Here is a 12,297-nt window from a genome sequence, read left to right on the forward strand (position 1 = left end):
CAGCCGCTGAGCGGCAATTGACGTGTCACAGGTGCTGTGCGTGGTGCCCGTGACAACAGACAGAAACCGTGCCTTGGGAAGATCTGGGCACTTCAGGGTGTTTTTGCCCGTATATGGGAGGCGGCATGACAGAGACGGCGAGCGGCCCGGCACGAGGGTCCCGTACCAAGGGATCCAAGGTGAGCAAGGGTCTGCGTATCGAGCGCATCCACACCACCCCTGGCGTGCATCCGTACGACGAGGTCGTGTGGGAGCGTCGTGACGTCGTCATGACCAACTGGCGCGACGGCTCGGTGAACTTCGAGCAGCGTGGCGTCGAGTTCCCCGACTTCTGGTCGGTGAACGCGGTCAACATCGTCACCAGCAAGTACTTCCGCGGGGCCGTCGGCACCCCGCAGCGCGAGACCGGCCTCAAGCAGCTGATCGACCGGATCGTGAAGACCTACCGCAAGGCCGGTGAGGACTACAACTACTTCGCCACCCCGGCCGACGCCGAGATCTTCGAGCACGAACTGGCGTACGCCCTCCTGCACCAGGTCTTCAGCTTCAACTCGCCGGTGTGGTTCAACGTCGGCACGCCCCAGCCGCAGCAGGTCTCCGCCTGTTTCATCCTGTCCGTCGACGACTCCATGGAGTCGATCCTCGACTGGTACAAGGAAGAGGGCATGATCTTCAAGGGCGGCTCCGGCGCCGGCCTGAACCTCTCCCGTATCCGCTCCTCCAAGGAGCTGCTCTCCTCCGGTGGCAACGCCTCCGGCCCGGTCTCCTTCATGCGTGGCGCCGACGCCTCCGCCGGAACGATCAAGTCCGGTGGCGCCACCCGCCGTGCCGCCAAGATGGTCATCCTGGATGTCGACCACCCCGACATCGAGGACTTCATCCAGACCAAGGTCAAGGAAGAGGAGAAGATCCGCGCCCTGCGTGACGCGGGCTTCGACATGGACCTTGGCGGCGACGACATCACGTCCGTCCAGTACCAGAACGCCAACAACTCGGTCCGCGTGAACGACGCATTCATGAAGGCGGTCGAGGAGGGCGGCAAGTTCGGCCTGACGTCCCGTATGACCGGCGAGGTCATCGAGGAGGTCGACGCCAAGTCCCTCTTCCGCAAGATGGCCGAGGCCGCCTGGGCCTGCGCCGACCCCGGGATTCAGTACGACGACACCATCAACCACTGGCACACGTGCCCGGAGTCCGGCCGCATCAACGGCTCGAACCCGTGCAGCGAGTACATGCACCTGGACAACACCTCGTGCAACCTCGCCTCGCTGAACCTGATGAAGTTCCTGAAGGACGACGGCAAGGGCAACCAGTCGTTCGAGTCCGAGCGCTTCGCCAAGGTCGTCGAGCTGGTCATCACCGCGATGGACATCTCCATCTGCTTCGCGGACTTCCCGACCCAGAAGATCGGCGAGAACACCCGCGCCTTCCGCCAGCTGGGCATCGGCTACGCCAACCTCGGCGCCCTGCTGATGGCGACGGGCCACGCGTACGACTCCGACGGCGGCCGTGCGCTCGCCGGCGCCATCACCTCGCTGATGACGGGCACCTCGTACCGCCGCTCCGCCGAGCTGGCCGCGGTCGTCGGCCCGTACGACGGCTACGCCCTCAACGCCGAGCCGCACAAGCGCGTCATGAGGCAGCACGCCGACGCCAACGCCAAGGCCGTCCGCATGGACGACCTGGACACGCCGATCTGGGCCGCCGCCACGGAAGCTTGGCAGGACGTGCTCCGCCTCGGCGAGAAGAACGGCTTCCGCAACTCCCAGGCTTCCGTGATCGCCCCGACCGGCACCATCGGTCTGGCGATGTCCTGCGACACCACCGGCCTGGAGCCCGACCTCGCGCTGGTCAAGTTCAAGAAGCTGGTCGGCGGCGGCTCGATGCAGATCGTCAACGGCACCGTGCCGCAGGCGCTGCGCCGCCTGGGTTACCAGGAGGAGCAGATCGAGGCGATCGTCGCCCACATCGCCGAGCACGGCAATGTGATCGACGCCCCCGGCCTCAAGCAGGAGCACTACGAGGTCTTCGACTGCGCCATGGGCGAGCGTTCCATCTCCGCGATGGGCCACGTCCGCATGATGGCCGCCATCCAGCCGTGGATCTCCGGCGCGCTCTCGAAGACGGTCAACCTCCCCGAGACGGCCACTGTCGAGGACGTCGAGGAGGTCTACTTCGAGGCGTGGAAGATGGGCGTCAAGGCGCTCGCCATCTACCGCGACAACTGCAAGGTCGGCCAGCCCCTCTCCGCGAAGAAGAAGGAGCAGGAGAAGGCCGAGGTCACCGAGAAGGCCGAGGAGACGATCCGCGCGGCGGTCGAGAAGGTCGTCGAGTACCGCCCCGTCCGCAAGCGCCTCCCCAAGGGCCGTCCCGGCATCACCACCTCCTTCACGGTGGGCGGCGCCGAGGGCTACATGACCGCCAACTCCTACCCTGACGACGGTCTCGGCGAGGTCTTCCTGAAGATGTCGAAGCAGGGCTCGACGCTCGCCGGCATGATGGACGCCTTCTCCATCGCCGTCTCGGTCGGTCTCCAGTACGGCGTGCCCCTGGAGACGTACGTCTCGAAGTTCACCAACATGCGCTTCGAGCCGGCCGGCATGACGGACGACCCGGACGTGCGGATGGCGCAGTCGATCGTCGACTACATCTTCCGCCGCCTGGCGCTGGACTTCCTGCCCTTCGAGACCCGCTCGGCGCTCGGCATCCACTCGGCCGAGGAGCGTCAGCGCCACCTGGAGACCGGTTCGTACGAGCCGGCCGACGACGAGGTGGACGTCGAGGGCCTGGCCCAGTCCGCCCCGCGCCAGCAGGAGGCCCCGAAGGCCGTGGCCGCCGCGCCGAAGGCCGAGGCACCGGCGCCCCAGCAGGCGCACACCTCGGCGGAGCTCGTCGAGATGCAACTGGGCATCAGCGCGGACGCGCCGCTGTGCTTCTCGTGCGGTACGAAGATGCAGCGGGCCGGTTCCTGCTACATCTGCGAGGGCTGCGGCTCGACCAGCGGCTGCAGCTGACGGCTGACGCACGGGTGCTGACTGACTGAGCAGAGCGGGAGAGCCGGACGTTCGTTCCGACTCTCCCGCTCTGTATGCGCGGCTCAGGCCGGCTTCGCGCCCATCAGCTCCGTGAAGGACTGCGGGTCGGCGTCGAAACCCCGCACGGCACGGCGCCAGCCCCATCCCCTCGTACCGTCGCGGAAGAACTCCACCACGGTCACGGCCGTGGCATCGCGGAGGTCCGCGAAGTCGTAGCTGTCCAGTTCCCGGTAGCCCTCCTTCACCAGCACCAGGGCATTGGTGATGTCGGAGAACGTGGTGCGTCCGCCGCCCTGCTGTATGGCCACGCCCACCACCACGCGCGCGTAGGCCGGTGACAGGCGGTTCAGCTCCAGGGTCATGGCCTCGTCGAAGCCGAAGCCCTGGCCGGTGCGGCTTTCCCTCTGGAGGGTGATGGTCCCGTCCGGCGAACGGCTGCCGAAGTGCACCAGATACACCGGGGCGCCATAGGGGTCCTCGGCCCGGTAGACGGCGGCGATGATGTCGAGATCATGGTCGGAGACGCCCGCGGGGCTCGGATCCCACTTGAGTGTCACCTCGACCTTGCCGACCCCCTTGTTGGCACTGCTCACGGGATTCCCCTCTCTCGTACGGGCAAGGCCAACTGCCCGTGGCACACAGCTCCTTGCCCATGGTGTCACGCGGACTCAGTGGGGGATCCGGCGTGACGGACGCTGCCGGGGGACCTCCTCCCGGAAGGCCTCTATACGGCTGCTCACCTGACGGATGAGATGCGTGTCCTCGATACGGTCCAGGTACAGACAGCGGCGGGCCACGCCCTCCAGCTCGAAGGCGAAGTAGATCGACATGAGGGGGTTGATGAACAGTTCACTGCCACGGGTACGGGAGGTGAACTGGACGTCCCCGAAAGAGCCCTGGACAGCGGCCGCTATGGAGCCGTTGACGATGCTCGGGACGTCGGGCGTACGGCTCTGCGCGTGCGCGACCGCGTCCACGAAAAGAGCACCCTCACGTGTCGTACGCGGAACGGAAAAGGCACCCAGATAGGCACCGTCCTTCTCCAGGGCGGCGATGTTCTCCAGCACCAGGCCATGGCTGACGCCGTGGTACGCGTCGACACCGAAACCGATCGACGCGATGAGGCGTTCGGGCACATCCAGGCCCGCGAGGGCGGCGACACTGGTCAAGTCCTCCTCCGGGGTGCCAAGACCGGACTCGTCGCCCCGCATGAGGATGTCGGTTCCGCCGTCGACCAGGACGACCGCGTCGATCCCGTAGTGCTCGATCAGCGCCTTGTACGCCGCACGCAGCGGCTGGACCCCCACGCGCGCGAAGGCGTGGACGGTGCTGGGGAAACCGTGCAGCGCCAGCCATTCGGCGAGGGTGCGTTCCGGGAAGTACGTCTGATGCGGCGCCGAATCGGGGGTGACCACGGCGACGTCGGGCGCGAGCCAGGAATCGAGGGGCAGGCCCTCCACGGCGCTGAAGGCCAGGTTGGCGAGGTGGACCTCCTTGCCCTGGTGGCGCAGTGACAGCGCCAGCGGGAGCCCCGCGTAGATGTCGAAGCCGCCGCCGGCGCCCGCGATGAGGATGCGTTCGGCGGATTCGAGGCGGGCGAAGAGGGGGTTGATGTGCAGGGCGGTCATCCGGTCATTGTGCCGGGGTCGTTCGAACCGCGTCCGGACGTATGTGCCACGGCCGTTGGCCGATGGGGGGGCAGTGCGCGAGACCGGGACCGGTGCCACGCCCGGCGCCGTACGATGGCGCGGTGCTGGTCAAGTGGATTCGCTGCACCGTGGTGGACCGTCGTGGGTTCGAGCGGGGGCAGCGGAAGTGGGCGGGGCTGCTGGGTGAGCCGGGATTCCGTGGGCAGGGCGGTGGTTGGAGCCGGAGCCGACCCGGTGTCGCCCATGTTTTCGCCTTCTGGGAGAGCCGGCCCTTCTACGATTCGTTCATGGCGCGCTCGCACGACAGGCTGGCGGCCGCACAGTCGGGCACGTACAAGGACATACAGGTCAAGCTGTTCGACCACCGCTTCGATGTGAAGACGGGGTTCGAGCCCCGCTTCACCGACGCCGACGTCGTCCGCGTCGCGCACAGCAGGATCCACGAGGAGCGGGTCGAGCACTACGCGCTCATGCAGGAGAAGGTGTGGAACCCGGCCATGGCGGGGTCTCCGGGGATGCTTCGGGGGCTGTTCGGGGAAGCGCCGGGGAACGAGTTCCTGGTCCTGTCGATGTGGCGGTCGGCGGCCGAGCACGGCAAGTACCGCACGGAGCGCGTGGAGCGGCTCGCGCTGCGTGCGCAGATCGAGGCGGACGTGGCGGCGCTGACGGGGGACGTCGTGGACCTGGAAGCGGCCTGGACGGTGTGAGGCGGGGGCACGCACGCGTGCGGGCGGTCGTGGCGGCTCGTACGCCGGATGGAGTCCGGACACCTGGCCGGCTGAGCCCGGCCGGTACGGGCCATCTAGGGTCGTGGCATGGCACGACCGCGGCGCATCGTTCTCGTACGGCACGGTGAATCGGAGGGCAATGACGATGACACCGTGTACGAACGCGAGCCCGATCACGCGCTGAGGTTCACCGAGCGGGGGCGGCGCCAGGCCGAGGAGACGGGCGAGCGGCTGCGGGCACTGTTCGGCGACGAGCGGGTCAGCGTCTACATCTCGCCGTACCGTCGCACCCACGAGACCTTCCAGCTGTTCGGGCTGGACCCGGCCCTGGTACGGGTCAGGGAGGAACCGCGGCTGCGCGAGCAGGACTGGGGAAACTGGCAGGACAGGGACGACGTCCGGCTCCAGAAGGCGTACCGGGACGCGTACGGGCACTTCTTCTACCGGTTCGCCCAGGGCGAGTCCGGGGCGGACGTGTACGACCGGGTCGGGGCCTTTCTGGAGAGCCTCCACCGCAGCTTCGAGGCGCCCGACCATCCGCCGAACGTCCTGCTGGTCACCCACGGCCTCACCATGCGGCTGTTCTGCATGCGCTGGTTCCACTGGACGGTCGCGGACTTCGAGTCGCTGTCCAACCCGCGCAACGGTGAGACCCGCATGCTGCTGCTCGGCGAGAACGGGCGGTACACGCTGGACCGGCCCTTCGAGCGCTGGCGGACCCCCGAACCGTACGGCACCACCGGATAGAGTGGCAGTTGCGATGACCGCTGATTCCTCTTCCGACCGGCGCTTCGACCGCGCCCTGGCCAGCCTGCGCGGGCTGTCCGTGGGAGACGCCCTGGGCTCCCAGTTCTTCGTACCTGCCAACTATCCACTGCTGAAGCGGCGCGAGCTGCCGCCCGGGTCCTGGCAGTGGACCGACGACACCGAGATGGCCTGCTCCGTGCTGGCCGTGCTCGCCGAGCACGGCCGCATCGACCAGGACGCGCTCGCCCGCTCGTTCGCCGAGCACCACGATTTCGACCGCGGATACGGGCCCGCCGTCAACCGGATGCTCCGGCTGATCCGCGAGGGCGGCGACTGGCGGGAACTGGCCGCCGGACTGTTCAAGGGGCAGGGCTCCTGGGGCAACGGCGCCGCCATGCGCATCGCCCCGCTGGGCGCCTGGTACGCCGACGACCCGGAGCAGGCGACGCACCAGGCCGAGATCTCCTCGTACACCACCCATCAGCACCGGGAAGCCGTCGTGGGATGCATGGCGGTCGCGGCCGCCGCCGCCCTCGCGGCCGATCCGGCCGGGCCGCCCAAGCCGGAGGAGCTGCTCGACGGTGTCGTCGCGCTCGTGCCGCGCAGCGCGGTGGGTGCGGGGCTGCGGCGCGCCCGGGACATGCTCGACTACGGCGACGCGGCGACGGTCGCGGCGGTGCTCGGCAGCGGTCGGCGTACGAGTGCGCACGACACGGTGCCGTTCGCGCTCTGGTCGGCCGCCCGCGCGCTGGGCGACTACGAGCGGGCGTTCTGGACCACGGCGCAGGTCGGCGGGGACGTCGACACGACGTGCGCCATCGCCGGGGGAGTGGTGGCCGCCACGGCTGCCGGGGCTCCGCCGGCCGAGTGGCTGGACCGGACCGAGGCGCTGCCCGACTGGCTGCCCGCCGGTCCGGCCGGCCGCTGACGGAAGTGTCACGGTCCTGCCACAGGGCGGAGGACGAACAGGAACAGCCCGGCTTCCGGGCTACCCTTTCGGCCACGCCGCCGCCTTGATCATGACAAGCGCGCGCTGACCAGACACCGGGACCGTACGACACTGCCGCTTCGACGTGTGCGGGCCCCGGTCGGGAGGGGGTCCCGTGCCAGACACGCCGTCCGCATCGCCATCACCGCCATCACCGCCGTCGCCATCACCGCAGTCCCCGCAGTCCCCGCAGTCCCCGCAGTCCTCCCAGGACTCGTCGGCCTCTGAGGGCCCACAGCCACCGCAAGAACCGCAGGCCCCGCCTTCCATGGAGAAGGCACCCAGCGCTGCCCCCGGAAACGCCCCCGGCACCGCCCTCTGCGACGCCCGCACCCGCGCCGGAACAGTGCCCGGGAGGCCGGCCACCGCCCAGCCGGGGCTCCGGCCCGCCGCACCGCCGCCGGTCGGGACCTGGCTGACGCGCATCCGTCCGCGCCCGCCCGCCCCGATACCGGCCGCCGCGCTCTGGTCGGCCCTGGCCACCGCCGTCCTCAGTGCGCTCCTGCTCGGCGACGGTCTCGGCCTCAACCTCCTGATCGTCGCCGTACCGGCCACCCTCACCGCCTACTTCGCCGCCATCGCGGCCGGCCGGCGCCCCCGCCCCTGGACCGTGGTCTGGGGCCTGGGCGGCCTCGCGCTGCTGGTGGTACCCGCCCTGCGCGACGCGGGCTGGCCAACCTTCCTCGCCGTCGTCTCCGCCGTGGGCCTCGCGTCGCTCGCCCTGCACGGCAGCCGCAACTGGCGCGGCATCCTCTTCAGCCCCATCGGTCTCGTCGACTCGATCGGTCCCGGCCTCGTCTGGGCCTGGCGCGGACTGCGTCAGCGGACCGGCGGCGCCCAGGGCCGGGTGGGCCCGGTGCTGCGTACGATCGGGGTGGCCGTGGGCCTGCTGATCGTGTTCGGCGCCCTGTTCGCGGGCGCCGACGCCGCCTTCGCCGACCTGCTCGGCTCGCTGACGCCGGACGTGTCGGTCACCGACGGGCCCTGGCGTTCCCTCCTGTTCGCCCTGGGACTGGTCGGCGCGCTCGCCGCCGCCCGTACGGCCGCCGCCCCGCTGCGATGGGACCGCCTGAAGGCACGCCCGGGCCGGCCCCGGGCCCGCCTCGAATGGGCGCTTCCGCTCATCGTGCTCAACCTGCTCTTCGCCGTCTTCAACGCCGTCCAGCTCGCCGTGCTCTTCGGCGGGTACAAGAAGGTGCTGAGCCAGACCGGGTTCACCTACGCCGAGTACGCACGCCAGGGCTTCTGGCAACTCCTGTGGGCCACCCTGCTCACCCTCGCCGTCATCGCCCTGGCCCTCCGCTGGGCTCCCCGTGACGGCGCCCGCGACCGCACTCTGGTCCGCTCCGTCCTCGGCACCCTCTGCCTGCTCACCCTGGTCGTGGTGGCGTCCGCGCTGCGCCGCATGGATCTGTACGTCGACGCGTACGGGCTCACCCGGCTCAGGGTCTCGGTGGCCGCCATGGAACTGTGGCTCGGCCTGGTGATCGTACTGATCATGGCAGCCGGTGTTCTCGGCGCGCGCCGACTGCACCTGCCGCGCGCCGTCGCGGTGAGCGCGGCGGCGGGCGTCCTCACCTTCGGGCTCGTGTCGCCGGACGGGCTCGTCGCCGAGCGGAACGTACAGCGCTACGAGAGGACCGGGAAGATCGACATCGGCTATCTGGACGGCCTGTCGGCCGACGCCGTCCCCGCCCTCGACCGGCTGCCCGAGCCCCTGCGCTCCTGCGCCCTCGTGAACATCGCGCGGAACCTGGACGCCGACGAGACGCCCTGGTACGCGGTGAGCCGGGGCGAGACCCGTGCCCAGGACATCCTCGACAAGCGCGGTGTCCCGGTCACGGGCTACTCCTGCACACCGCAGCGCAACGGCTACGACGACGAATTCGACGAGCACGACTACTAGGCGGCCGGCGGCCGGCGCACGTCACCCCGGGCCGGGACTACCCCCCGGACTACACCCCCGGCCCGACCGGTCCGGCCGCCGCCGATGTGCCGTTGAGCGCCTCCAGGTCGCTCTTTCGGACCCGTATCACCATCAACGCGGTGAGCAGCGCCACGCCGACCATGCCCACCGCGGCCGTGAACGCCGTCGAGATCCCTGCCGTCAGCACGTCATGCCCCCACGGCGGGGGGAGTTCGTGGGTGGCCGCGAACTGCTCCCGCTGCTGAGGAGTGGCGTCCGCCATGAAGGCCGGGACCTGCTTCTCGGCCTCCTCCCGGCTCGCCGTGCCGAAAACCGTCACCAGGATGGACAGGCCCAGGGAACCACCCACCTGCTGTGAGGCGTTGAGCAGACCGGAGGCCGCGCCCGCCTCGTACTGCGCGACGCCGGAGACGGCCGTCAGCGTCAGGGTCACGAAGTTCAGCCCCATGCCGAAGCCGAACAGCAGCATCGGACCGAGGACCCCGCCCACGTACGAACTGTCCGGTGAGATGAGCGTCTGCCAGAAGAGCCCCACGCCCGTGATCGCCGCGCCCGTCACCATGAACGGCTTCGGACCGAGCACCGGAAGGAGGCGCTGCGAGAGCCCCGCTCCCGTGATGATCGCCACTGTCACGGGCAGGAAGGCGAGCCCGGACTCGATCGGGCTGTAAGCGAGCACGTTTTGCACGAACAACACGATGAAGAAGAACATGCCGAACATGGCGGCGGACAGGCTCAGCATGATGACGTACGTACCGGATCGGTTCCGGTCGGCGAACATCCTGAGCGGCGTGATGGGCTCGCGCGCCCGCGATTCGATGACCCCGAAGGCGGCCAGCAGCACGACGGCCGCGGCGAAGGAGCCGATGGTGAGCGTGTCGCGCCAGCCCTCCTCGGACGCGCGGATGAATCCGTACACGAGGGAGGCCATGCCGACCGTCGAGGTAAGCGCGCCCGCGGCGTCGAAGCGGCCGGGACGGCGTTCCGACTCGGTGATGTAGAGCGGCGTGAGGACGGCGATCAGCACGCCGATCGGTACGTTGACGAAGAGGACCCAGCGCCAGTCGAGCCACTCGGTGAGCATCCCGCCGGCCAGCAGCCCGATCGCGCCGCCGCCCGCCGAGACGGCGGCGAAGACCCCGAACGCCCGGTTCCGCTCCGGTCCTTCCGGGAACGTGGTGGTGATGAGGGCGAGCGAGGTGGGCGAGGCTATCGCCCCGCCCACCCCCTGGAGCGCGCGTGCCGCGAGCAACTGCCACGGCTCCTGGGCGAAACCGCCCAGCAGGGAGGCGAAGGTGAAGATGAGGATTCCGGTCATGAAGACCCGGCGGCGCCCCAGGATGTCCCCCGCCCTGCCGCCGAGCAGCAGCAGTCCGCCGAACGTGAGGGTGTACGCGCTGAGCACCCACGAGAGGTCGGTGGTCGAGAAGGAGAGCGCGTCCTGGATGTGGGGAAGCGCGATGTTCACGATCGTCGCGTCCAGCACGACCATCAACTGACAGGCGGCGATGACGGTGAGGGCGATTCCGGGGCGCCCCTCCCGGCGGGCGGCGCCCGGCTTGCTCCGTGTCTCCAATGGAGAGGTTGTCACTATGGATCCCCCATGAGCGAGTTAGTGAACGCAGCCGTTCACTGTCTCGCCAACGGTAGTGAATCCCCGTCAGTGAACGCAATCGTTCACTGTCCGCTGCCGTCGCCAACCGAGCCGCCTCGATGGAGAGTTGTTGATGGTTACTACGCGCTCGTCGGCCGCCGCCCGGCCGCGGCCGGTGTCCTTGCGGCGCCGGGGTGCCGTACTGGAGCGGGCGATCCTGGATGCCGCCCTGGAGCAGTTGAGTACGGTCGGCTGGAACGGGCTGACCATGGAAGGTGTCGCGGCCCGGGCCCAGACGGGCAAGGCCGCCGTCTACCGCCGCTGGCCCTCGAAGGAGGACCTGGTCGCTGAAGCGCTGCAGACCGGACTCCCGACGTTCGACGAGGCCGCCGACCATGGCAGCGTCCGGGAGGACCTCTACCGGCTCGGCCTCCGGATGCGCGACGCGATGTACTCCAAGCCCGGTCTCGCGCTCCGCTCGGTGATTCACGAATGCGATGCTGTGACAGCCGAACGGTTCCATGGGCTGATCCTCAAGGGAGTGATCGAGCCCTCCACCCGCCTCATGAGGGAGGTCGTACGCCGTGGAATCCAGCGTGGTGACGTCCGGCCCGACGCGACCGACGCCATGGTTGTCGACGTGGGGCCGGCCATGATGATGTACCGATCAAAGATGTGCGGGAGTGAATGGACCGACGCGGACATGGCGGAGATGGTCGACCGGGTCATGATTCCGCTCCTGCGGCCGCCGACCGGCTGAAGGGGTCGGCCGGAAGTCGCCCGCGGGGCGGCGGGGCTCCCCGTCGGACGGCTGCCCGGCATGCGGCCGTGTGCGCCGCCCGGCATGAGGATCCCAATCCGGGTATCGCGGGCGGGGTCGGGCGGCGTAACCTGTCTGGCGCCATGCCGTACGAACCACCCACCCACACCGTCGAGCGCTCGATCAGAGCGACCACCGGCGCCAAGATCATCGCCGGAGTCGACGAGGTCGGACGCGGGGCGTGGGCCGGTCCCGTCACGGTCTGTGCCGCTGTCACCGGACTGCGCCGACCACCCGTCGGACTGACCGATTCCAAACTCCTCAGCCCCAAGCGCCGCGCCGAGCTGGCCGAGGAGCTGGAGAAGTGGGTCACCTCGCACGCTCTCGGGCACGCCTCTCCGGAGGAGATCGACGAGCTCGGGATGACCGCGGCACTGCGGCTGGCCGCCGGCCGCGCCCTGGACGCCCTTCCCGTCCGCCCCGACGCGGTGATCCTGGACGGCAAGCACGACTACCTGGGCCGGCCGTGGCGGGTCCGTACGGTGATCAAGGGCGACCAGTCCTGTATCGCGGTCGCGGCGGCCTCGGTGCTTGCCAAGGTGCGGCGGGACGCGATGATGGCCGAGCTGGCGGCGGAGTCCGCCCAGTACGCAGTCTTCGGCTTCGGCGACAACGCCGGTTACCCGTCCCCGGTGCACAAAGCGGCCCTCCGGGAATGGGGCCCCACGCCGTACCACCGGCTGAGCTGGTCGTACCTCGACGCGCTGCCCCAGTGGCGGCACCTCAAGAAGATCCGCATCTCCGCGGAGGCGGCCGAACTGGAAAGCGGGGGCCAACTCGGCTTCGACTTCTGAACGCCCGGCAGCTCC

At 69.6% G+C, this 12,297-nt stretch carries 10 protein-coding genes; 7 read left to right on the plus strand and 3 right to left on the minus strand.

Annotated features, from left to right (window positions below; translation table 11 throughout):
* The first annotated feature begins 125 nt into the window (after nt 1-125).
* Nucleotides 126-3,014 (plus strand): vitamin B12-dependent ribonucleotide reductase, encoded by a 2,889-nt coding sequence (locus BKD26_RS33545; protein ID WP_084906079.1) that lies wholly within the window; start codon nt 126-128, stop codon nt 3,012-3,014.
* A gap of 83 nt (nt 3,015-3,097) precedes the next feature.
* Here BKD26_RS33545 and BKD26_RS33550 read toward each other — a convergent pair whose 3' ends face one another.
* Both BKD26_RS33550 and BKD26_RS33555 read right to left on the minus strand, forming a co-directional pair.
* Nucleotides 3,098-3,628, minus strand: coding sequence for a TerD family protein (locus BKD26_RS33550; protein ID WP_084906081.1), 531 nt, complete (start codon nt 3,626-3,628; stop codon nt 3,098-3,100).
* A 75-nt stretch (nt 3,629-3,703) separates the two neighbouring features.
* Nucleotides 3,704-4,663 (minus strand): DUF1152 domain-containing protein, encoded by a 960-nt coding sequence (locus BKD26_RS33555; RefSeq protein WP_084906083.1) that lies wholly within the window; start codon nt 4,661-4,663, stop codon nt 3,704-3,706.
* A 122-nt stretch (nt 4,664-4,785) separates the two neighbouring features.
* On the opposite strand from BKD26_RS33555, the gene BKD26_RS33560 reads away from it, so the two are divergent.
* From BKD26_RS33560 to BKD26_RS33575, 4 genes are all read left to right on the plus strand, one after another.
* Nucleotides 4,786-5,391, plus strand: a complete 606-nt coding sequence (locus tag BKD26_RS33560) for a YdbC family protein (RefSeq protein WP_084906084.1) — start codon at nt 4,786-4,788, stop codon at nt 5,389-5,391.
* A gap of 108 nt (nt 5,392-5,499) precedes the next feature.
* Nucleotides 5,500-6,159, plus strand: a complete 660-nt coding sequence (locus BKD26_RS33565) for a histidine phosphatase family protein (RefSeq protein ID WP_084906087.1) — start codon at nt 5,500-5,502, stop codon at nt 6,157-6,159.
* A gap of 13 nt (nt 6,160-6,172) precedes the next feature.
* Nucleotides 6,173-7,087 (plus strand): ADP-ribosylglycohydrolase family protein, encoded by a 915-nt coding sequence (locus BKD26_RS33570; RefSeq protein WP_084906089.1) that lies wholly within the window; start codon nt 6,173-6,175, stop codon nt 7,085-7,087.
* 328 nt (nt 7,088-7,415) lie between these two features.
* Nucleotides 7,416-9,053, plus strand: coding sequence for a DUF4173 domain-containing protein (locus tag BKD26_RS33575; RefSeq protein ID WP_084906091.1), 1,638 nt, complete (start codon nt 7,416-7,418; stop codon nt 9,051-9,053).
* Between the two features lie 49 nt (nt 9,054-9,102).
* On the opposite strand, the gene BKD26_RS33580 is transcribed toward BKD26_RS33575, so the two are convergent.
* Nucleotides 9,103-10,665, minus strand: coding sequence for an MFS transporter (locus tag BKD26_RS33580; protein ID WP_084906094.1), 1,563 nt, complete (start codon nt 10,663-10,665; stop codon nt 9,103-9,105).
* 136 nt (nt 10,666-10,801) lie between these two features.
* Between BKD26_RS33580 and BKD26_RS33585 the strand changes: the two genes are divergently transcribed.
* A complete protein-coding gene (locus BKD26_RS33585) occupies nt 10,802-11,428 on the plus strand; it encodes a TetR/AcrR family transcriptional regulator (protein ID WP_084906096.1) in 627 nt (208 codons plus the stop codon).
* 143 nt (nt 11,429-11,571) lie between these two features.
* A complete protein-coding gene (locus BKD26_RS33590; protein WP_084906098.1) occupies nt 11,572-12,282 on the plus strand; it encodes a ribonuclease HII in 711 nt (236 codons plus the stop codon).
* Nucleotides 12,283-12,297: the final 15 nt, after the last annotated feature.

Origin of the sequence: Streptomyces sp. CB03238 (assembly GCF_002099185.1) — a bacterium.
Taxonomy (GTDB): domain Bacteria; phylum Actinomycetota; class Actinomycetes; order Streptomycetales; family Streptomycetaceae; genus Streptomyces.